The sequence below is a fragment of the Phytohabitans flavus genome, assembly GCF_011764545.1.
GTDB lineage: Bacteria > Actinomycetota > Actinomycetes > Mycobacteriales > Micromonosporaceae > Phytohabitans > Phytohabitans flavus.
This window is the reverse complement of the sequence record NZ_AP022870.1, coordinates 1847052-1868895: the sequence shown is the minus strand read 5'-3', so window position 1 is coordinate 1868895 and position 21844 is coordinate 1847052. Positions and strand designations below refer to the sequence as shown.

Below are 21844 nucleotides of genomic sequence, written 5' to 3'. Positions count from 1 at the left end.
TCAGCGCCACTCGATGAAGATGGCGGTGTCACCCAGGACGGAGAACGCGCCGCTCTGTTCCACCTTCTGGGGCGTAGAACTGGGTTGAGTGGCGGAGATCCAGTACTCGCGCTCCTTTTCGAACGCACTGAGGAACACGACCTGGCTGCCGTCCGGGGAGATGACCATGCCGGTGGTCTCCCGGTCGTTGTCGGGCAGGATGGGGCCTCTCGGCGTGCTCGTCCCGCCGTCGACATCGAGGGCCGCGAGGCTGCCGTTGCCGAAAGGGCACAGCAAGGTATCGTCGTCGAGCCACCCGACGGCGTCCGAACACATGTTGTCGCCGGCCTTCGAGGAACTGTCGGTGAGCGCAGTGCTCTGATCCGGCACCGCGAAGACGCCCTCAGGCGCATAGGTGCTGCTGAAGCGCCTGCCGTCCGGTGAGACGGCGATGTCGTAGCCCACCACTGCGCGGACCGGGTCTCCGACCAGGAACAGCGGACGCCCGTTGGGCACCTTGCCGGCCCGCTCGATCCGCTTGTGGTCCCCGGCCACCGCCCGGCTACCGATCTTCGTGCCGACCTGGGTATCCCAGTAGGTGAACCAAACTTCCGCGCCGTCGGGGCTGAGGACCGCGTAGCTCTCGTTCGGAGTGGACCCGAATCCGGTGTCAGTCGCGGTTAGGTCAGTGAGCTGTCCACCGCGATCGACGTAGCCCACATGGCCGGGGCCGCCGTCCTCGTCCTGGATGACCACGGCGAGCCTCGTGAAGTCGCGGTCGAACAGGGACCGGACCATCCGGACGACCGCGGTATCGCCCTCGCCGTCCCGGGCCGACTGGCCCAGCGGCCCGTAATCGCTGGGTGTGCATAGTGCGGTCAGAGCCGAACGCGGCCCCGAGGTCTGCTTGGTGGCGACGACCGTGGCCGGCACCGCGAAGGTGGCCTGCGCCTCGTGCGTCCAGGTCTTCGGATCCCAACCGTCCACCGAGACCCGCCAGCCGCCGTCCGCGCCAGCCGAGCAGACGGCCGTGACCAACAGGTTCTGATCTCGGAACTCGGCGGCGGGACCCTTCTGTCCACTGCCGGCGTCCGCCCCGGGCGCGTCGTTGCCGTCGTCCGCGGACGTACAGGCCATCAGGGCGCCCACCAGCAGCGACGCGGTAATGGTGATCAGGACCCGCTTGTGGGGTGGCATGCGTTGCTCATCCTCCGGAGGATCGCGTGGTCCGGGTAACCTGTCGAGCTACCGCGTGTCCAGGCATCCTGCCACAAAACGGTCCGGAAGGGCGTTAGCAATCCGCGCCACGCATTTAGCCTAGATTGCCAGCTGTTGATGAACTGAGAGGCGGTGTTGTACCTCCGACTAGAGAGACCCTAGTTTCTGCCGGCTCAGCAGCCCGGAGGCGAGGACTTCCAGGAGCTGACGGAGGACGTCGGCGAAGTCGATCCGCAGCACTGCCAGCTCCGGGTGCTCCTCGTAGGCCGCCTTCATCGCGGGCGCGGGGCGGGAGTGTGTCCAGGTCGCGCCGACCAGCAGCAGCGTGGCGGCGGCAAAGCGCTCCGCGTCTTGTTCGCCGAATTCAGGGACGTGGGTGAGCGCTTGCCGCGCAAGGGCGCGCACGTTCTCGATGGCGGCGCGCTTGTAGTCGGCTGCGACCCGCGTCGAGACGTTGTGTTCCAACACCGCGGCCTGGTTGCTCATCAGGTCGCACAGCACCGGCCTCGCGGCGAATGACGCCGACAGGACCGCGGCGAGCCGATCAGCTCGCTCCCGCGCCGTCGCGGCTGGGTCGATGCCGTTGTCGAGTTCGCCGCCTAGCTGCGCAAGCCATTCGCGCGTCTTCGTGTCGAGCAGTTCGAGCAGCACGGCCTCGCGAGATTCGAAGTAGCGCAGCACGTTCGACTTCGCCAGGCGCACGCGGCGGCTCAGCTCGTTGAGGCTGACCTGCGCCACTGGTAGCTCGTCCAGCATCGCGGCGGCGGTCTCGAGGATGTCCCGCCGCCGCTCCGCGCGCTGCTCCTCGCTCCGGGCCCGCTTGAAGGACGTCATGCGCCCAGCCTACAGACTGACGGTCTCTTGCGTTAAGGACTACCGGTCTGTTAACGTCGAGTCATAACAGACCGACAGTCTTTAAGGAGGTCCGCCATGTACTCCGTGCCCGACCAGTCCGGAAAGCTCGCCGTGGTGACCGGGGCCAACAGCGGCACCGGCAAGGAGACGGCCCGCCGCCTCGCTGAGGCCGGTGCGCGCGTCGTACTCGCCGTGCGCAGTCCCGCCAAGGGCGAGCAGGCCAGGGCGGACATCCTGGCGCGCCACCCCCGCGCGACGCTGGAGGTCCGCCGCATCGACCTCGCCGACCTGGCGTCCGTGCGCGAGTTTGCCGACGGCCTCATCGCCGACGGGACCCCACTGGACCTGCTTGTGAACAACGCTGGCGTGATGGCCCCGCCGCAGCGGATGACCACTGCCGACGGCTTCGAGCTACAACTGGGCAGCAACTACCTCGGCCCGTTCGCGCTGACCCTGCGCCTGCTGCCGCTCCTGCTGGCCGCCGACCAACCGCGAGTGGCGACGATGAGCAGCGGCGTAGCCAACTTCGGCCGCATCCACTTCGACGACCTACAGTGGGAACGCCGCCGCTACAGCCCCATGCTGTCCTACGCCCAGTCAAAGCTGGCCGACCTGATGTTCACCCAGCAGCTCGCGAAGATTGCGACCGAGCGCGGCTGGAAGGTGCTCAGCACCGGCGCCCACCCCGGCTTCACACGGACCAACCTCCAGACCGCCGGAGCCAGTCTCGGCCGCGACAAGGCCACCCGTGCCTGGGTGACGCGCTTCAACATCATCCCGTCCCAGGACGTCGAACAGGGCGCCGAGCCTCTGCTGTACGCCGCGACCGCCCTGGACGTCGGCGCGGGTGACTACTTCGGCCCGTCCCGGCGGTTCGGCCTTGTCGGCCCGACGACGAAGGTCCGCCCGACCCGCCGCGCCCTCGACGACGCCACCAACGCCCGCCTCTGGACCGAATCCGAGCGGCTCACCGCCGTCAGCCTGATCGAGCACCTTTCCTAAGAGCGCCTCCGCTCAGGCCCGCTCGTCTACGGCCGACCACGACCGTCGCCCCGGCCGGCAGTGTAAAGAACTCTTGACCCCGTGTCGGATTTACCTTACCTTAGGTGTGTCAAGTTTGTTTAACACTACGTGGTCGCCCCGCTAGTCCCGCCGGACGCGGGCTGTCCTGAGGAGACAATGATGAGAGCCGCTGTCCGTACCACCTATGGCCCGCCCGAGGTCGTGCATGAGGCCGATGTGGACACTCCGGTGCCCGGCCCGAACCAGGTGCTCGTCCGGGTCCACGCGGCGACCGTAACCGCGGCCGACAGCGCCTTCCGGTCGGGTACACCGCGCTTCGCCCGACTCTTCAGCGGGTTGCGTCGGCCGAAAAAGTCCGTGCTCGGCTCGGAGTTTGCCGGCGAGGTCTCAGCGGTGGGCGCGGCGGTCACCCGGTACGCCGTGGGGACAAGGTCTTCGGTGCCACCGACCTCGGCCTCGGAGCCCACGCGGAATACGTCTGTGTCAAGGAAGACGGAGCTATAGCGACGCTGCCCACCGGCCTCGGCTATGCCGAGGCGGTCACACTCGTCGACGGCACCGCGTTGGTGTTCCTCCGCGACCACGCGAAGCTCCACAGCGGACAGTCCATTCTCATCAACGGCGCATCCGGCAGCGTCGGCGCCCAGGCGGTGCAGCTCGCCCGGCACTTCGGCGCCGACATCACGGCCGTGTGCAGCGGCGCCGGCGCCGAACTCGTCACGCGTCTCGGCGCGGACCGGGTCGTCGACTACACCCGCACGGACTTCACCAAGGAAGGCCGTACCTATGACGTCATCTTCGACGTGGCCGGCGCCAGCTCCTACGGCCGTTGCCGGCGCCTGCTCAAGCCCGGTGGCCGCTACCTGACCACGGTGCCGTCGCTGGCCATCATGGTCCAGGCACCATGGACCGCGGTGGTCGGCAACCGGCGGGCGGTCATCGCCTTCACCGGGCTGCGGCCGGCGGCGGCGAAGGCGAAAGACCTGGCCCTGGTGAAGGAACTCGCCGAGGCCGGCCGGATCGTCGCGGTGGTCGACCAGACCATCCCGTTGGTGCGCATCGCCGACGCCTACCGTCATCTCGACCGCCAGGGCAAGCGCGGTACGACCGTCCTCGATCTGCCGTAAGCCACCGGTGGCCAGCCGTGCGCCTACGAGTCCTTGCCGGCCCGTGCGCGCCGCACGAGGTAGTCGTAGCCGGCCTGATACTGCGCCGGCGCCCACACCGACTCGCGCTTGGCGGCCACCTCGCTCGCGTCTGACCATCGGGCCGGTCCGCCCGCGCTCAGCGCCGCCAAATGGTTGCGGCAGGCTCGGTCCAGCAGCACCGCCCGCATCACCGCGACGGCGAGGCTGGGCCCGACCACGACGAAGCCGTGGCCCGGGATCAGCGCACCGGCGGCGCTGCCGACGGCGGAGGCCAGGGCGGCACCGAGCCGGTCGTCGCGGATCAGGTCCCCGGTCTCGGTGAAGCGGGGAACGTCCGGGTCGACAAACGGCACCGCGTCGTGGGACAGCGCACGCAGCGGGACACCGAGCGAGGCGAACACCGACGTCGCCGGGGCATGGCCGTGCACGACCGCCGCGACGTCGGGTCGAGCCGCCATGAGCTGGGTGTGGATGGGGTACTCGATGTGGCGGCGCCCGTCGCCTTCGACGACCTCGCCGCCCGGCGAGACCAGAACGACCCGCTCCGGGATGATCTCCTCGAAGCCCCAGCCCGCCGCCTTCATCCACACGCCGCGGCCCTGAGGGTCACGGAGGCTGGCGTGTCCCCACACCATGTCCGCCTGGCCCGCGACAGCCAGCGCCAGATGCGCATCCGCCACGTCGAGCCGCAAATCTTCCACCGCACACTCCATTTCGGTACTCAGCTGTCGATGGCGGCGAACTGTTCGCTGATGCGTTCGGCCGCCTTGCGGACCGCCGCCGCCAGCGCTGGGACCCGTTCGTCCGGGACGCGGTCGAGGCGACCTGCCGGCGGCTGGCCGCCCGCAACTTCCTCGCCGTGGCCCCGGATCTGTTCCACCGTACGGGAGTCGCCACCCTCGGTTACGAGCAGCGTCATCGGACCGCCCCGGCACAACGGCTCGATGGCCCGCCCGGCCAGCCGCAGGCTGACCGACGCGGAGAAGGAATTCGTCAACGGTCTGGACCACAACGGACATCGCGGTAGCCCGACTTCCCTTGATTTTGGATCTTTATCCGCGCCAAGACGCCGAGGCCACCCCAACTCTGAAAGATCTCTAGATCGTTTGGCCTGACGTGGACCGCACTCAGATCGGGGGATCGATGACCAGCGAAAGCCGGGAGGAACTGATCCGGACTAGCGACGCGCCGGAACGGGCTACTCTGCTGGAACTGCTCTTCGACCTCGCGTACGTGGCCGCCCTGGCGGTGACCTCGGTACAGCTGTCTGTCGACGCCACCCCGACCGGAGCCGTCCAGCTCCTCCTGCTGCTAATGGCGATCTGGTGGACCTGGACGATCACCGCGCAGCTGACGGACTTCTACCACCCGGAGCGGCGGCCGGTCCAGGTCATGATCACTGGAACTATGTTCGGCACTATCCTGCTGGCGGGCACGATCCCGTTCGCGTTCGGGTCGCTCGGGTGGCTCTTCGCCAGCGCGTACGTGGCCCTGCACGTCACCCGTGGCGTGATACTGCTATCCGTCCTGCGCGCCCGCCATGTCCGGGCCCGGGCAGCACGGTTCCTGTTCTGGTTTGTCGTGTCCGCGATCTTCTGGATGCTCGGCGCGTTTGCCACCGACTGGGCGCGTTTCGCCTGGTGGCTGGCGGCGATCACGATCGACTACGTAGCCAGCGGGCTGCGCTACCCGACACCATGGCTCGGCCGGGTGCCGCGAAAGCAGTACGAGCAGGCCAGCGCCGGCCACCTCGGTGAGCGGTACCAGCAATTCACCATCCTCGCGCTCGGTGACCTGCTCCTGATGCCCACGCTGCGCATCGGCACCACCGAGTTCACGCCGGAGCGGTTCGTCGCCTTCCTGATCACGTTCGTCACGACCCTGCTGCTATGGCAGATCTACGTCTTCCGGGCTGGTGCGTTCCTCCAGGTGGCGATAGTCCAGAGACCTGGCCGGATATCACGCGCGGCTCCCTACACCCACTTCCTCATAGTGGCCGGCATCGTCTCCAGCGCCGCCGGTTTCGACCTCGTCATCGGCCAGCCGACCGGGGACACACCAACGAGCTGGGTGGCCATCATCGTCGGCGGTCCGATCCTGTTCCTGCTCGGCCGCACCGTCTTCGAATACGTGGTGTTCCGCGTCGTCGCCTGGTCCCGGCTGGCCTGGATGGCGGTACTGATCGCGATCGCACCGGCGGTGACGTTCCTGCCACCGGTGTTCACCATCGCCACCACTGCGCTGGTCCTGTGCGGCATCGCCATCTCCGACGCGATCCGCAGCCACCGGGGCTCGCGCACCCTGCCCGACGTCACTTCGCTGCGAAGCTGAACTCTTCATGTTCAGGCTGCTTTCAGGTCGCCATCCCTACCGTCGCGACCATGCGTTTTCTCGACCCGGAGTGGCTCACGTCCACGTTCGGCGTGCTCGGCATCCTCGTGATCGTCTTCGCCGAGTCCGGGCTGCTGATCGGGTTCTTCCTGCCCGGCGACTCGCTGCTGTTCACCGCCGGGCTGCTGGTCGCCGATGGCCGGTACCTGCACCTGTCGCTGCCGCTGCTGTGCGCGCTCATCGCCATCGCGGCGGTCGCCGGCGACCAGGTCGGCTACCTGTTCGGCCGCAGCGTCGGGCGGCGCCTCTTCGACCGGCCAGAATCCCGGCTCTTCAAACGGGAGAACCTGCTGCGGGCCGAGGCGTTCTTCGCACGGCACGGCGCCCGCTCGATCGTGCTCGCCCGCTTCGTGCCCGTGGTGCGCACGTTCACGCCGATCATCGCCGGCGCCAGCAGCATGCCGTACCGCACATTCTTGATCTACAACCTGGTCGGCGGCGTGCTCTGGGGCTGCGGCATCACCGTCCTGGGCTACCTCCTCGGCCAGATCAGCTTCGTCAAGAACAACATCGAGCTGATCCTGATCGGCATTGTCGCCATCTCGGTCGCACCCATCGCTGTGCAGGCCCTGCGCTCGCGGCGCCGGCGCCAGCAGGCCGCGTCGGTCAGCTAGCTTCAGTAGCGCTTGCCGGCGCGGGTCGCCCTGGGCGGTGGCCGCCGTTGAGGATCTCGGCGGTCGCCGGGGACGACGTGACGATGGCGGGACCGCGGACCCGGATCCGGACCCGCGCGCCCTGCGCGACCAGCAGGTGCGCTGGCCATCGGGCGGTGAGCCGCTCCCCGCGCACGCGAGGCCTACCAGGCCGGTGGTTCCCTGGAACTCGACCGCGACGACCACGGCCTCGGCGCCGCTGTCGACGGCCTCGATCTGCTCCGGGCGTACCAGGACAAGTCCTTGACCGTCGCGGACGGTGGGCAGCGCGACCGGGCCGAGCGGGGTGTCGGCCATGTCCCCTCGGAAGGTCGCGGGGATCGCGGTCAGGTCGCCGGCGAAGGCGGCGACCTCGTGGTCGGCCGGGCGTAGGTAGAGGTCCTGCGGCGTGCCCTGCTGCCGGATCACGCCGTCGCGCAGGAGCGCGACCCGGCTGGCGAGGGTCATCGCCTCCGCCTGGTCGTGTGTGACGAGCAGCGTGGTGGTGCCGGTCGCGCGCAGGGTGTCGGCGACGGCGCGACGGGTACTGGCGCGCAGTTCGGCGTCGAGCGCGGAGAACGGCTCGTCCAGCAGCAGGATGTCCGGGTCGGGCGCGAGGGCCCGGGCCAAGGCGACGCGTTGTTGCTCGCCACCGGAGAGCGCGTGTGGTAGCCGGCCGGCGTGGCGCGGGTCGAGGCCGACAAGTTCGAGCAGTTCGGGTACCCGGTGGCGGGCGCGGCGCTGCCGCCACGGCAGCCCGAAGGTGATGTTGCCGGCCACGGTCAGGTGCGGGAAGAGGTCGCCGTCCTGGGTGACGTAGCCGATCCGGCGCCGCTCTGCCGGCAGGCCGTCGACAGTGCGGCCGCCGATGACGACGGAGCCGCTGTCGGGTCGCTCGAAGCCGGCCACGATGCGCAACAGCGTGGTCTTGCCGGAGCCGGAGCGGCCCAGCAGCGCGGTCAGCTGGCCGGAGGCCAGGTCGAGGTCGACGCCGGTCAGGACGGCCGTGCCGCGGTACGCCTTGCGCAGGCCGGACAGGTGCACGGCGGGGTTCACCGGGCCGCCTCATGGTCGGTTCGGATGAGCAGGTAGGCCATCGGTGCGGAGACCGCGATCATGAGCAGGGCGTACGGGGCGGCGGCGCCGTAGTGGATCTCACTGGACTGGCTCCAGAACTGGGTGGCGAGCGTGCGGGTGCCGATCGGCGCGAGCAGCAGGGTCGAGGTGAGCTCGGTGACCACGGCGATGAACACAAGCCCGGCGCCGGCACCGGCACCGCGCGCGATCAGCGGCAGCGTCACTCGCAGCAGGGCTCCGGCCGGGCGTACGCCGAGGGTCCGAGCGACGTCGTCCAGTGCCGCCGGTATCTGTGCCAGCGCCGATCGGATGCCCACCATCGCACGAGGGAGGAACAGCGTCACGTACGCGACGACGAGCATCGCGGTGGTCTGGTAGAGGCCGGGCGCGTACTTGATCGCGACCGTGATGAGGGCAAGCGCAACCACGATGCCGGGCAGCGAGTTGCCCACGTAGGTGCTCCGTTCGAGGATGCGGCTCGGCCAGCCAGGGCGGCGGACCGCGAGCCAGGCGACCGGCAGCGCCGCCGCGGTGGTGGCCGCCGCGCCCATGGCCGCGAGGGCAAGCGTGCTCCCCGCCGTGGCGAGCAGGTCGGCGGCCGGGAACGCGGTGGAGGTGCTGACCGCCAGCCAGTACCCGATGCAGCCCAGCGGCACGCCGAGCGCGGCGCCGGCGAATAGCAGCAGTCCGGCGGCCGCGACCGGTCGGGCCCGGCCGAGCCGGTGCAGGGTCGGCTGGCGGCTCGTCCCGGAGCCGACCCGGGCCAGCCGGACGCTGCCGGCCAGGCGCAGCTCCCCGGCCAGCAACAGCAGGCAGAGCAGCACGAGTACGCCGGCCAGCGCGGTCGCCGCCGCGCCGTTGAAGGTGGACTGGTACTGGTCGTAGATCGCGGTCGTGAAGGTGTCGAAGCGCAGCGCCTGCACGGCACCGAACTCGGCCAGCATGTGCAGTCCCACCAGCAGGCCACCGCCGAGGGCGGCGGGACGCAGCCGGGGCAGCGTGACCCGTGTGAAGGCCCGCCACGGCCCACAGCCCAACGACCGGGCCATCTCCTCAAACGCCGGGTCGGTGCCGCGCAGTGCCGCCGCGACCGGAAGGTACACCAGCGGGTAGTAAGACAGCGTGGTTACCACCACCGCCGCGCCGAACCCGGCGAACGAAGGCACCAGCGACGACCAGCCGAAGCTGTTGACGAATGCCGGTACCGCCAGCGGGGCCGCCATCAATGCGGTCCAGAGTGGACGGCCGGGCAGGTCGGTCCGCTCGACGAGCCACGCGGCGGCGGTGCCCAGCACGAGGCACGCGGCGGTACCGGCGAGCACAAGCAGCACCGTGTTGGTGAGCAACTCGCCGACCCGGGGCCGCCAGAGCAGATCGACCATCCCCGTGCCGGCGTCGGCCACCCCGCTGGCGACGTACCAGAGCGGGATGGCCGACAGCGCGGCGACCGCGAGCGCGGCAGACGTGCGGAACAGCGGGGGCCGCGGGCCGACCCCCGCCGCGTCGCGGCTGGTCACAGCAGGCCGACCCGTTGCATCTCCTCGACGATCTTCGGCCCGTTGAGGGCATTGAGGTCGACGGTCGGTGCGCCTAGCTCGGCCAGTGGCTTGAGCGCGGAGTTCGCCGCCACACCGGACCCGACTGTGTACTCCAGGGCGGCGCTGTCGGCGAGCGTCTTCTGGCCCTCGGCGCCGCTCATGTAGGCCAGCAGCTGCTGGGCCTCCGCGATGTGCTTGCTCGACTTGAGCACGCCGCCGCCGGAGACACTGACGAACGCCCCCGGGTCCTGGTTGCCGAAGTAGGCGAGCTTGGTGTTCTTGCTGTTGGCGCCGCCGTCAGCCTGGTCCCCGTACCAGTAGTAGTGGTAGATGACCCCGGCCGGGACCTCGCCGGCGTTGACCGCCTTCATGATCGTGCTGTTGCCGCGGTACACCTTGGCGTTGTCCTTGACCCCCTGGAGCCAGGCCGCACCGGCCGCGTCGCCCTCAAGCGCGTAGACCGCGCTGACGATCGCCTGGAAGTCGGCGCCGCTGGGCGAGACGCCGAACCGGCCTTTCCACTCCGGCTTGGCCAAATCCATGATCGATGTCGGGAGCTGGGCATCGGGAGCGTCGTGGTGTTGTGGATGAAGACGGTGGCCCGGGCGGCCACCCCCACCCAGTCGCCCTTGCTGGACGAGTACTGCGCCGGCACCTGTGCCTTCGTCGCGGCCTCGACCGGCGCGAACAGGTCCTTGCTCGAGACCAGCGACATCGCCGGCGAGTTCTCGGTGATGAACACGTCCGCCGGCGACGCGGCGCCCTCGGCGGCGATCTGGTTGGCCAGCTCGAAGTCGCTGCCATTGCGTACCTCGACCTTGATGCCAGTCTTGGCGGTGAAGCCGTCGGCCCAGGCCTGCCCGACCTCTTCGTGCTGGGCGTTGTAGAGCGTGAGCGCAACGTCGCCGGCCGGCGTGCCAGCATCCGAATCGGAGCCGGACCCGCAGGCGGCGAGGGCAGTCGCGCAGACGACCGCGACGACGAGTAGGCGGCGCACGGTAGAGGCACTCCTTGCTGCGGAGACGACGGAAACAAGCGAAGGTTAGGCTTTACTAACTAAGGGTGGCCTCCCTAAATTTGGGGGTGCCCCATGCGACCCCACCCGCTCCCCACCACAGGTGTCGCTGCTGCTCATCGACGACCATCGCGTCTTCACCGACTCGCTCGCGCTGAGCCTCGACCTCGAGCCCGACCTGTGCTGCGTCGCGACCGCCCAGACGGCCCGCGACGGGCTGGCCAAGGCCGCCGCGTTCCACTTCGACGCCGCGGTCGTCGACCTGCACCTGCCCGACGGGGACGGCATCGACGTCATCGCCGACCTCCGCCGGCTGCGCCCGGCCGCCCGGGTCATAGTCCTCACCGCCCACCCGCGCCCCGACCTGGCCGACCGGGCGGTCGCCGCCGGCGCGGTCGCGTTCCTGTCCAAGGACACCGGCCTACAGCGGATCCTGACGGCCATCCGCACCGCCGACGCGACCCGGCCAACGGTCGACAGACGGATCCACCGTCCCCAGGTGATGCTCACCCCGCGTGAGTACGACGTGCTGCGCCAGCTCGCCCAGGGGCGGGACGCGACCCGGTGCGCGACCGAGCTTGGCCTGTCCGTGTACACCACGCGGGACCACATCAAGGCGCTGATGGGCAAGCTCGGCGCCCGTACCCAGCTCGAAGCCGTGATCTCCGCGGACCGGCTGGGCCTGATCTCCATCGGCTCGCGGTACTGAGCGCCGTGCGCCGCACCGTCGCCCGACACCTCGCCGTGGCCGCCGCCACCGCGGCGGTGCTGACCGTGCTCGTGGCGGTCGGCGTCTGGCGGCTGGCCGACCGCGACGCCCACCGCGACGCGGAGCGGGTCGCGCGCCAGGTCGCCGCCGCCGTACTCACGCCCATCGCCGCTCACGACCTCGCCCACGCCGCCGGCCCCGACCGCGCCGATCTGCTCGAACCGCTGACCCCGTTTCTGCGCTCGCGCATAGTCGAGCGGGTCAAGGTGTTCACCGTCCACGATGGACGTGGCACGGTCGTCGTCTCTGACGAACCGCGGGCCGAGCGGCGGACCGAGCGCGTCGACACCATGCTGGGCACCGACGAGATCCTGGTCCGGCCGGTGCCCGACGACCCCGCGCACCGCTTCGAGAACGCGCTGGCCGGAGCCCGCGTCGAGGTGTTCTTCCCGTTTCGGGACGTCGCCGGCAACGACGCCAGCCTCGAGCTCTACGTGCCGATCGACGTCACCCGGATGACGGAACGCGGCGTCCTGACGATCCTGCCGATCGTCCTGGCCGGGCTCTGCCTCGCCACGTTCGCCCTGCTACCCGTGTCGTTCGCCCACGCCCGCCGGACCCGACGCGACCTCGACGAACGGCACGCCGCCCTGCGGTACGGGCTGGCCGCCGCCGACCGTACCCGGCACGACATCGCCCGCCGGCTCCACGACACCGTGATACCCGACCTGTCCGCCGCCGGTCTGCTCCTCGAACGCGCCACCACCGCCCCGGCCCGGGCCGACCTGCTCACCCGGGTACACCACCTGGTGACCGCCGAGGTGAGCCAGCTACGGACGCTGCTGACCGACCTACTCCCGGCCGCCGGCGACGACCCCGCCGCCGCTCTCGACGACGCGATCAGCCGGGTCCACCGCGAGTTCCCCGACCACGACGCGACCGTCGAACTCGCCGCCCCGGCGTGCCGGGCAGACGCCCAGACGGTGGCGGTGCTCCATCAGGTCGCCACCGAGCTGCTCCGCAACGCCCTGCGCCACGCGAACGCCGCCCGGATACGCGTGCGCCTCACCACCGGCGAGACCGGCGGGCTGACCCTGAGCGTCTGCGACGACGGCACCGGCTTCGAGCCGGACAAGCCCGCCCCGCCGGGCCACGTCGGCCTCCGCCTGCTGGCCCGACTCGTCGAGGACGCCGGCGGACGGCTGACCATCGCCAGCCGACCAGGTGGCGGCACGGACGCCGCCGCCACGCTCCCCGCCGCGGGCGACCACCACCCACGGTGAACGCTCGCCCAGCAACGCCTTTCCCTACCGAAGCGCGCGGTCCTTGTCCGGCGTCCGGACGGCTGGGGTCCGCGTGGCCGCCGGCTCCGGGCTGCTGGTACGCGGCGTGCACCAGCGTTCGTGCAGCCGGCGCAGCGGCGCCGGCGCCCACCAGTTCCACTCGCCGAGCAGGTTCATCAGCGCCGGCAGAAGCAGGCCGCGGACGACCGTGACGTCGAGCAGCAGCGCGACCGCCATCGCGAAACCGATCTCCTTGACTGCGATCAGGTCGCCGAGCAGGAAGCCGAGGAACACCACGCCGATGCACAGCGCGGCGGCGGTGACCACCGGTCCGGACTTCTCGATGCCGGCGCGGACGGCGTGGTCGCTGGCCCGCGTGGGGCTTACGGTGCGGCGGCGGGTGAGGTCGCGCCCGTCCCACTCCTCCTTGATCCGGGCGAGCAGGAACACCTCGTAGTCCATCGAGAGCCCGAACACGAACACGAAGAGCAGGAGGGGTGTGGTGAGGTCGATCGCGCCCCACGAGTCGAAGCCGAGCAACGCGTCGCCGATGCCCCACTGGAAGACGACGACCAGCACGCCGAGCGTGGCGAGCAGGGTGAGCGCGTTCATCAGCAGCGCCTTGACCGGCATCACCAGCGAGCCGGTCAGCACGAACAGCAGCACCGCCGTGGATAGCAGGATGACCAGCAGCGCGATGGGGAACCGGTTGGCCACCGAGTCGCGGTAGTCGACCAGTTCCGCGGCGGCGCCGCCGACGAGCACCGGGAACGGCGGGTCCAGCGCCCGGATCGCGCGTACGACGTCGCGGGAGGTCTGGCCGGCGGTCTCGCCCTCCGGCGTGACGTCGATGATGGCCGCCGGCGCGAGAATGTCGGGCCGCGGCTGTATCCGCAGCACACCGTCCAGTGTGTTGACCGCGTTCATGAAGTCGCGGACGTGGGCACCGGCCGGGTCGGCGTCGACCACCACGACGATTGGGTCGGCCTGGCCGCCGCTGAAGTCGCGCTGTACAACCTCTTGCAGCTTGCGGGTCTCGGCCGAGGCGGGCAGCGCGCGGGCGTCGGAGTTTTCGAGGTTGACCGCGAATATGAACGGCAGCGACAGCGAGAGAAGGCCGGCCGTGACGGCGAGGGCGGTCGGCGCCGGCCGGCCCTGCGCGAATGCGGCGAGCCGCGCGAGAAGGCCCGGCCCGGGTTCGGCGCGGCGACGCAGCGCGGCCGCGACCGCGTGGCGGAACGCGAGCACCCGGGTGGAATCGCGGGCCCCGGGGATGCGGCGGTGCGCCGCGGCGATGAGCGCGGGTACGGCGGTCAGGCCGGCCAGGGTGGCCAGCAGCACCGCGACCGCGCCGCCCAGCGCCATCGCGCCGAGCAGCGGTTCGGCGAACGCGTACAGGGCAGCCATCGCCGTGGCGACGGCGAGCCCGGAGATCAGCACGGTGCGGCCGGCGGTCGCGGTGGTGCGTGCGACAAGGTCCGCGACCGGTGCGTCGGGGTCGGCGTCGCGCTCCTCTCGGAACCGGGCGACTACCAGCAGCGCGTAGTCGACGGCGAGCCCGATGCCGAGCAGGGTGACCACGTTGACGGTGAACTCGCTGACGCCGGTGAGCGCGGTCAGTCCGAACAGGCCGAGCAGCGTCACCGACACGGTGGCCAGCGCCGCGGCGAGCGGGATCGCGCCGGCCACGAAACCGCCGAGAATCAGCACCAGCACGACCAGCAGTACGGCGATCGCGACCGACTCGCCGAGGGCCGCGTCCGCGATGGCCTGGTCGGCGAACGCGCGCTCCGCGAGCTTCTCGCCGCCGACCAGTACCTCGGGCGCGTCGATGCGGTGCAGCGCGCCGGCGACCGCGTCCTCCACCTGCTCCCGCCGGTCGTCCGGCAGGTCGCGCTCCAGTTCGACCCGGATCAGCGAACTGCGGTTGTCGGCGCCGATCCGCCCGCCCGCGGCGCCGTACAGGTCCTCGACCTCCGTGACGCCGTCCATCTCGCGGATCTCGGCGGTGACCGCCGTGACCTCGTCGACAAGCGCCTGGTCGTACACGTCGCGCCCACCGACGACGGCGATGACCAACGGACCCTCGGGCCGCAACGCGTCAACCCGCCGGTCCGCGAGCTGTGACTCGGCGTCCGGGCGCAGGCTGTCGGTGGTGGTGAGCCGGTCGAAGACCTGGCCCCCGAGGACCAGCCCGGCGATGAACAGGACGAGCCAGGCGCCGAGCACCGGCCACCGCCAGCGGGCACACCAACGGCCGAGTGCGGCGCACGTCACCGGGGCATGGAAGCACCTTCGTGTTTGGGGCGCCACCCCGCGTCCGGGCGGTCGCGCCCACCGATCGAGGTGCGTCATCGGACTGACGGGCAGGTTTGACCGGTGGGTGGGCGGTCGAGTCGGGCAGCCGACACTTCGGGGATTCCGTATCCCGTTACGATTCGCCGATCTTTCGGGCGCTGACGGACGTCCGTCCCGCTCGAAACGCGCGACTTGGGGTTCCGCGAGTTGGGGAGGGGAATGCCCGTGCTTCGCCGTGCGCTGGGTGGGTTCGTCGCGTTGGCGGCCGTGTTCGCGTCTTCGTCGTTTATCGGTCCGCCGCCCGCGTCCGCGGTCGCGCTGCCGAGCGGTTTCCAGGAGCAGATCGTCTTCAGCGGCCTCAGCTCGCCGGTCGATCTGGAGTTCGCGCCGGACGGGCGCATCTTCGTCGCCGAAAAGGGCGGCCGGATCAAGGTCTTCGAGGACCTCGCCGACACGACCCCGACCGTGTTCGCCGACCTGTCGGCCAACGTGCACAACCAGTGGGACCGGGGCCTGCTCGGGATGGCGCTGGCGCCCAACTTCCCGACCAGCCCGTACGTCTACGTGCTGTACACCTATGACGCCCCACCCGGACAGACCGCCCCGGTCTGGAACGACGTGTGCGCCAACGCGAACGACGGGCGCTGCGTGGTCACCGGCCGGCTCTCCCGCCTCCAGGCCAGCGGCGACTCGATGACCGGCGGCGAGCAGGTGCTGCTGCACGACTGGTGCCAACAGTTTCCGAGCCACTCCATCGGCGACCTCGCCTTCGGCGCCGACGGGATGCTCTACGTCGCCGCCGGTGACGGCGCGAGCTTCAGCGCGGTCGACTATGGACAGTTTCCCTCCGGCGCGCCGACCAACCCGTGCGCCGACCCGGCCAACGAGGGCGGGGCGCTGCGATCGCAGGACATCCGCACCGCGAGCGACGAGACCCAACTGGACGGTACGCTGCTGCGGCTCGACCCGGCCACCGGCGCGGCCGCGGCCGGCAACCCGAATATCGGCTCCGCCGACCTGGACACCCGCCGGATCGTCGCCAACGGCCTGCGCAACCCGTACCGGGTCACCATGCGGCCCGGCACCAACGAGGTCTGGATCTCCGACACCGGCTGGAACACCTGGGAAGAGGTCAACCGGGTGGTCAACCCCACGGCGGGCGTGACCAACTTCGGCTGGCCCTGCTGGGAGGGCAACGCCCGGCAGTCCGGGTACGACAGCGCCAACCTGCCGATCTGCGAAACCCTGTACACCGCGCCGGCGGGTACGCACACCGCGCCGTTCGTCGCCTGGAACCACTCCAGCCGGCTCGTCACGGGCGAGGCCTGCCCGACCGGCAGCTCGTCCTCGACCGGCGTGGCCTTCTACCCGACGGCCGGCGGTCCCTACCCGGCCGCGTACAACGGCGCGGTCTTCTTCGCCGACTACTCGCGCCGGTGCGTCTGGGCGTCGCTGCCGTCCACGCCGGGCGGCCTTCCCGATCCGGCCAACGTGCAGACGTTCATCTCCGACGCGGCCAGCCCGGTCGACCTGGAGGTGGGCCCCGGCGGCGAGGTCTACTACGTCGACCTGGGTGGCACCGTCCGCCGGGTGCGCTACTTCCCGGGCAACCAGCCGCCGAGCGCGGTCATCGCGGCGTCGTCGACGCAGGGTCCGACGCCGCTGACCGTGACCTTCAACGGCACCGGCTCCTCCGACCCCGATCCGGCCGACGAGGGTCGCCTGCGGTACGCCTGGGACTTCACCAACGACGGGGTCACCGACTCCACCGCGCCGACCCCGACGTTCACCTACAGCACGGCGGGCTCCTACACCGCGCGGCTGACGGTGACCGACACGTTGAACGCGACAGGTACGAGCACGATCACCATCACGCCCGGCAACGAGGCCCCGACGGCGGTAATCGACACACCGGCCGCGAGCACGACCTGGGCGGTCGGCAACACAATCACGTTCTCCGGCCACGCCACGGATCCGCAGCAGGGCACCCTTCCCGCGTCCCGCCTCAACTGGGACCTGGTCATGCACCACTGCTCCACGCCGGAAAACTGCCACGAGCACGCGATCCGCGGCTGGACCGGCGTGGCCTCCGGGTCGTTCGAGGCGCCCGACCACGAGTACCCGTCCTATTTGGAGCTCAAGCTCCTCGCCACCGACCAGGACGGCCTGACGCACGCGGTGACGCGCCGGCTGGACCCGAAGACGGTGAACCTCACCTTCGACACCGTGCCGTCCGGACTCCAGCTCACGGTCGGCTCGTCGTCGGGTGCCACGCCGTTCTCCCGTACCGTGATCCAGGGTTCGACCAACTCGGTGTCGGCGCCGTCGCCGCAGGGTTCCTCGGCGTTCGCCTCGTGGTCCGACGGCGGCGCGCAAACCCACGTCATCACCGCGCCCACGGCGGCGACCACGTACACCGCGACCTACACGGCCACCCAGACGCCGCAGCAGATCGGCTACACCCAGGTCGGCACGTCGCTGGACTCCGGCGACATGAACCACATGAACGGCTCGCGCTTCGTCACCGGGTCTGACCCGACGACGGTCACCTCCATGTCGGTGTACATGAGCGCCGTGCGGCCCGCGCCGAACAACCAGTACCAGCTCGCCATCTACGCCGACTCCAACGGCTCGCCCGGTGCCCGGGTGGCCAACAGCACGTCGGGCACGCTGACCGCCAACTCGTGGAACACCCGGCCGATCACCGCCGCGCTGGCCGCCAACACGCCGTACTGGCTCATGTACAACACCAACGGCGACAACAACATGAGCTACGACACCGGAACGGCAAACCAGGGCGCGTGGAGCGCGTCCACGACGTTCGGTACCTGGCCGGCGACCTTCGGCGCGTCCAACCGGTGGAACGCGAAGTTCTCCATCTACGCGACCACCGGCGCGGACACCGCCGCGCCGACGGTGACCTCCACGACCCCGGCCGCCGGCGCCACCGGTGTGGCCCTGAACGCGCCGATCACCGTGCGGTTCAGCGAGAGCATGTCGGCGGGCACCATCACGCCGGCGAACCTGGAACTACGCGGTCCGGGCGGCACGCTGGTCAACCGGAGCGTCACCTACGACGCGGCCAACCAGGCGGCCACGATCACGCCGTCCGCGGCGCTGGCCGCCTCGACCCAGTACACGGTGACCGTCCGGACCGGCGTGACCGACGCGGCGGGCAACGCGCTCGCGGCCAACCACCAGTTCTCGTTCACCACGACCGACCCGAGCGCCCCGCGATTCGGGTACGACCAGGTGGGCGGCACCCCGGACTTCGGCGACATGAACCACATGAACGGCTCGCGGTTCGTCAACGGCGCCACCGCGCTCACCGTCAGCCAGATCTCCGTCTACCTCAAGACGGTGCAGGCCGCGCCGGCCAACCAGTACCAGGTGGCGATCTACGCCGACGTGAACGGCTCGCCGGGCACGCTGGTGGCGTCGAGCACGTCCGGGACACTGACAGCCAACTCGTGGAACAGCCGGCCGGTCACCGCGGCACTGGCGCCGAACACGGCGTACTGGCTCATGTACAACACCAATGGTGACAACAACATGAGCTACGACACCGGCAGCGCCAACCAGGCCGCTTGGAGCTCGCGCCCGTTCGGCACCTGGCCATCCTCGTTCGGTACGTCCGACCGCTGGAACGCGAAGTACTCGATCTACGCCTCGTAGCGGCGGGCGGAACACCGGTGCCGTGCCCACCAGCCTGGGCACGGCACTGGTCGCGCTAGGGCGCGCCGTCGCGGCCGGCACGGCGACCGAGCACGTGCCACAGACCGGCGCCGATCTCATCGGCGCCGGTCATCGCCGGCCGCGGAGGCGCACCGACTTTGCGTTCGCGTGGTGGTCGCCGCCGCGGTCGAGGGTTCGGTGCAAGTCGACGCCCATGTGCGGACCGTCTGAGGACGATAACGCCGGCCTCACCCGTCGGCTACAGACTCGTCTTCTAGGCCATAGCCATTCACGCGGCCGTCACTTACGAGGCCGAGGTAGCCGGTTGAATCGCGGCGCCACTCCGCTCCCGCGTTGTCTCGGAAGGTCAACACCGGACGGCGGCGCTCGCCGTCCACCTCGGTGGGAACTTGCGTCTCGAAACGCTCGCCCGGCAGCAGGACATCCCGCTGGGTGACCACGCGCAGCGCCTTATCCTGTCCCAGGTCGAAGTGCACCGACAGCCGGTAGACGGGAAGCGTCGACATGTTCGCCGCTACAAACGTCAGCTCCGGTTCTGGTGCGGGTTCCGGCTCGTCCTCATCACGAAACAGCGGTTCCACGTCGTTACGAATCCACACGCCGACGGACGCCGCTTGTTGCCTCGCCAGTTGCATCTCCGTGCGGCGATCACGCTCAGACTCGATCCTGTAGAGCCGATACGCGACGAACCCGGCCGTCGCCGCGAGCAGGGCGCTGCCGGCTGAACCCAGCGCACCCACGACCTCCCACACAGGCCGCAGCGTACCGACGACGTCAACGGTAGGCGGCTTCGACCGTGCGTTTGAAGGCGACAAGCTGGCCGCCGTCGGCGCGGCGGATCGCTGCCCGCAGCAGGCTGCCGAAGGGCCGCCACACTCCGCCGGCGCGGCAGTCGGCGGTCACCGTCACGCGTGTGTGGTCGCCGTCCGGCTCGCAGGTGTACGTGTACGCGGCGGTCACCCCGCCCTGCGCCGAATGCAGCACGACCGTGCGGCCCGGCTGAACCACCTCGACCCGCCCGGCGCGCTCTCGCCCCCGCGCCCGGAACGTCAGCCGCGTGCCGTCGACCCGCACGCTCTGCACGCCCGGCATCCACGCGGGTGCGGCGGGCCAGTCGGTAAGCCGCGCCCACACCTCGGGCGTGGGCCGTTCGACGATGGTGTGCGCGGTGAATGCTGTTGTCACGGTCGCGAGCGTGCCCGCCCGAGCCGGCCCGCGTCTTGGACGGATTTCACATCGACGTCCAGCTCTGGCACGAAGCCCGGCTCCACCAACTCGGGGGTGAACGCGGCGCGCTGGGCGGCCACGTAGCGCGAGGGGTCACGCCGGTATGCCGCCGGAAGTCCCGGATGAAGTGGCTCTGGTCGAACCACCCGTACGTCGCCGCCAGCCCGGTCCAGTCGACCGGCCCGTAGACGTCGATCTCCGCCAGCAGCGCGCGGAGCCGCAGGATCCGGGAGAGCATCCGCGGGGCGAGCCCGACGATCGCCGTGAACTCGCGGTCGAGGTGCCCATGCGACACACCCAGCTCCGCGGCGAGTCCGGCGATCGGCCGCATCGGGTCGGACTTCAACGCAGCGACCGCGGCCTCGCAACGCCGCACGCCAGGGCCCGGCTCATCCGGCGCCAGCACGCCCTGGTACGAATCGAGCGCCTCCTCAGGCGTGCCCCCGGCCAGCAGCGCCCGGCGCAAAGGTACGGCAGCCGGCCACGCGGCCAGCAGGTCGACGACCCGGCCGCGTACCGTCGCCGGTGCCACGCCGAGCAGGGCCTGGCACCCGACCGGCGTGGTCACGACCCCGACGCAGTGGGTCTCGCCAAGCGGCTCGTTCACCACCGGCCGGTCGTGCGGACCGAGCAGGAAGCCGCCGCGCGCAACCAACGCGGGACCGTCACCGGCCACCAAGCGAATCGGATCGCCAAGCACGACGACCGCGACCGTGGAGCCGGTCGGCGCGATCCGCTCGCGCGGGTAGTCGATCTGGCCGCGGGCGAACCAGATCGACTCCACCCACCGCGCGAGCGCGGGCGGGCGCCGCGTCACGTACGTGAACTCCACCCGCCCATAGCACCACGCCGTTGCGCGTCAAGGACATCACCCGAAATCTCGACTGGGCTCTGCGCGCACTATCGGCGGCATGACTGAGCTGTGGTTCGGGTGAAGGCGGCCGAGGATCAGGTCGGGTCGAGTGAAACAACGAGGTCTTCATCGGCGATGATTACCTCGCCGCCGAACGCGGATCGGGCCGCAGCCGCGGACGCAGCACGATCGTTGCCTGGCCAAAAATGAGTGAGCATCAGTCTGCGGGCGCCGGCCTGGGCGGCCCAGTGCCCTGCCTCCTCGGAGGCAAGTAGGTTGCGGTGAAGCTGTTGCGGCTCGCCTTTCCTGTCGGTGGCTTCCACGATGAACAGGTCGCTGTCTCGACCCAATTCAGCAAGAAGCGGGTCTGGCCCCGTGTCGCCGGTGTAGGCGAGAACGACCTGGTCATTCTGCAGGCGGACGCCGGCGTTGGGCACATAGTGGGGAAGCAGGACACCGCTCAGCTCAAACGGACCAGCTCGATACGTCCCCGGGAGCTCGTGGACGTCGAAAACGGCACGCAGGTCAACGTCGGGCTCCAAGCCGCCGAGACGAGTCAACACACCCGGCGTGCAATACAGCGGCACCCTGGAGCCGTCCCCTCCACCGTAGAGACGCATCCGAAACAACCCATGTAGATCGATGCAATGGTCAGGGTGTTCATGAGTGATGACAACGGCGTCCACCGCACCGTCTGGACAATGAGCCAGCAAGCGCGGCAGGGTCGCGTAGCCGAGGTCAAGCACCAGACGGAAGCCGTCCCATTCCACCAGGAAACCACTGCAAGCCCTGCCGGGCTCTGGGTAAGCGCCACAGCTTCCAAGAACCGTGACTTGTCGCATCAATACAGCATAGGGCCTCGCAACCGGAAACCCTGGCTCGTGTATTTCCGACTTGGCGCC

The 21844-nt window shown here is 70.2% G+C and carries 19 protein-coding genes and 2 pseudogenes; 8 read left to right on the top strand and 13 right to left on the bottom strand.

What is annotated here, in order from left to right:
• Nucleotides 1-1176, bottom strand: a complete 1176-nt coding sequence (locus Pflav_RS07885) for a hypothetical protein (protein WP_173034924.1) — start codon at nt 1174-1176, stop codon at nt 1-3.
• 168 nt (nt 1177-1344) lie between these two features.
• On the bottom strand, nt 1345-2031 hold the full coding sequence (locus Pflav_RS07880; RefSeq protein WP_173034923.1) for a TetR/AcrR family transcriptional regulator: 687 nt from the start codon (nt 2029-2031) through the stop codon (nt 1345-1347).
• A 96-nt stretch (nt 2032-2127) separates the two neighbouring features.
• Between Pflav_RS07880 and Pflav_RS07875 the strand changes: the two genes are divergently transcribed.
• The 3 genes from Pflav_RS07875 (at nt 2128) to Pflav_RS07865 (ending at nt 4202) form a co-directional block, all read left to right on the top strand.
• Nucleotides 2128-3054, top strand: coding sequence for an SDR family oxidoreductase (locus Pflav_RS07875; protein WP_173034921.1), 927 nt, complete (start codon nt 2128-2130; stop codon nt 3052-3054).
• Nucleotides 3055-3231: 177 nt separating this feature from the next.
• The gene (locus Pflav_RS48595; RefSeq protein WP_415624313.1) at nt 3232-3579 is read left to right on the top strand and encodes an alcohol dehydrogenase catalytic domain-containing protein; all 348 of its coding nucleotides are present in this window, start codon (nt 3232-3234) and stop codon (nt 3577-3579) included.
• A 62-nt stretch (nt 3580-3641) separates the two neighbouring features.
• Nucleotides 3642-4202, top strand: a complete 561-nt coding sequence (locus tag Pflav_RS07865; protein ID WP_173034916.1) for an NAD(P)-dependent alcohol dehydrogenase — start codon at nt 3642-3644, stop codon at nt 4200-4202.
• A gap of 23 nt (nt 4203-4225) precedes the next feature.
• Here the strand turns inward: Pflav_RS07865 and Pflav_RS07860 are convergent, their stop codons facing one another.
• Both Pflav_RS07860 and Pflav_RS07855 read right to left on the bottom strand, forming a co-directional pair.
• The gene (locus tag Pflav_RS07860; RefSeq protein WP_232071063.1) at nt 4226-4924 is read right to left on the bottom strand and encodes a class II aldolase/adducin family protein; all 699 of its coding nucleotides are present in this window, start codon (nt 4922-4924) and stop codon (nt 4226-4228) included.
• Nucleotides 4925-4944: 20 nt separating this feature from the next.
• Nucleotides 4945-5220 carry a hypothetical protein gene (locus tag Pflav_RS07855; RefSeq protein WP_173034912.1) on the bottom strand — a complete coding sequence of 92 codons (276 nt, stop codon included), beginning with the start codon at nt 5218-5220 and terminating at the stop codon, nt 4945-4947.
• 146 nt (nt 5221-5366) lie between these two features.
• Between Pflav_RS07855 and Pflav_RS07850 the strand changes: the two genes are divergently transcribed.
• Both Pflav_RS07850 and Pflav_RS07845 read left to right on the top strand, forming a co-directional pair.
• Nucleotides 5367-6554, top strand: a complete 1188-nt coding sequence (locus Pflav_RS07850; protein ID WP_173034910.1) for a low temperature requirement protein A — start codon at nt 5367-5369, stop codon at nt 6552-6554.
• Between the two features lie 50 nt (nt 6555-6604).
• Nucleotides 6605-7228 (top strand): DedA family protein, encoded by a 624-nt coding sequence (locus Pflav_RS07845; protein WP_173034908.1) that lies wholly within the window; start codon nt 6605-6607, stop codon nt 7226-7228.
• 654 nt (nt 7229-7882) lie between these two features.
• Here Pflav_RS07845 and Pflav_RS45080 read toward each other — a convergent pair.
• From Pflav_RS45080 to Pflav_RS48590, 4 genes and pseudogenes are all read right to left on the bottom strand, one after another.
• Nucleotides 7883-8290: pseudogene (locus tag Pflav_RS45080) on the bottom strand (ATP-binding cassette domain-containing protein); the annotation flags it as partial.
• A gap of 8 nt (nt 8291-8298) precedes the next feature.
• The gene (locus Pflav_RS07835) at nt 8299-9840 is read right to left on the bottom strand and encodes an ABC transporter permease (RefSeq protein WP_197938191.1); all 1542 of its coding nucleotides are present in this window, start codon (nt 9838-9840) and stop codon (nt 8299-8301) included.
• Nucleotides 9837-10484, bottom strand: coding sequence for an extracellular solute-binding protein (locus Pflav_RS47245; protein WP_269474611.1), 648 nt, complete (start codon nt 10482-10484; stop codon nt 9837-9839). The genes Pflav_RS07835 and Pflav_RS47245 overlap by 4 nt, the downstream gene beginning before the upstream one ends.
• Nucleotides 10484-10858 (bottom strand): annotated as a pseudogene (locus Pflav_RS48590) (extracellular solute-binding protein); the annotation flags it as partial. The pseudogene Pflav_RS48590 and the gene Pflav_RS47245, both read right to left, overlap by 1 nt.
• A gap of 121 nt (nt 10859-10979) precedes the next feature.
• On the opposite strand from Pflav_RS48590, the gene Pflav_RS07825 reads away from it, so the two are divergent.
• Together Pflav_RS07825 and Pflav_RS07820 are read left to right on the top strand one after the other, a co-directional pair.
• Entirely contained in the window at nt 10980-11585 is a 606-nt protein-coding gene (locus tag Pflav_RS07825) for a response regulator transcription factor (protein ID WP_173034906.1), read from the top strand.
• A gap of 5 nt (nt 11586-11590) precedes the next feature.
• Entirely contained in the window at nt 11591-12868 is a 1278-nt protein-coding gene (locus Pflav_RS07820) for a sensor histidine kinase (protein WP_173034904.1), read from the top strand.
• 24 nt (nt 12869-12892) lie between these two features.
• On the opposite strand, the gene Pflav_RS07815 is transcribed toward Pflav_RS07820, so the two are convergent.
• The gene (locus tag Pflav_RS07815; protein WP_232071062.1) at nt 12893-15145 is read right to left on the bottom strand and encodes an MMPL family transporter; all 2253 of its coding nucleotides are present in this window, start codon (nt 15143-15145) and stop codon (nt 12893-12895) included.
• Between the two features lie 240 nt (nt 15146-15385).
• Here Pflav_RS07815 and Pflav_RS07810 point away from each other — a divergent pair, with 240 nt between their 5' ends.
• Complete coding sequence (locus tag Pflav_RS07810) at nt 15386-18841, top strand: PQQ-dependent sugar dehydrogenase (RefSeq protein WP_173034900.1); 3456 nt, start codon at nt 15386-15388, stop codon at nt 18839-18841.
• A gap of 248 nt (nt 18842-19089) precedes the next feature.
• Here the strand turns inward: Pflav_RS07810 and Pflav_RS07805 are convergent, their stop codons facing one another.
• The 4 genes from Pflav_RS07805 to Pflav_RS07790 form a co-directional block, all read right to left on the bottom strand.
• Nucleotides 19090-19614: a hypothetical protein gene (locus tag Pflav_RS07805; RefSeq protein ID WP_173034898.1), complete on the bottom strand. Its 525-nt coding sequence runs from the start codon at nt 19612-19614 to the stop codon at nt 19090-19092.
• 22 nt (nt 19615-19636) lie between these two features.
• A complete protein-coding gene (locus Pflav_RS07800) occupies nt 19637-20047 on the bottom strand; it encodes an SRPBCC family protein (RefSeq protein WP_173034896.1) in 411 nt (136 codons plus the stop codon).
• 46 nt (nt 20048-20093) lie between these two features.
• On the bottom strand, nt 20094-20921 hold the full coding sequence (locus Pflav_RS07795; protein ID WP_173034894.1) for a helix-turn-helix domain-containing protein: 828 nt from the start codon (nt 20919-20921) through the stop codon (nt 20094-20096).
• A 116-nt stretch (nt 20922-21037) separates the two neighbouring features.
• Entirely contained in the window at nt 21038-21784 is a 747-nt protein-coding gene (locus tag Pflav_RS07790; RefSeq protein ID WP_173034892.1) for an MBL fold metallo-hydrolase, read from the bottom strand.
• Nucleotides 21785-21844: the final 60 nt, after the last annotated feature.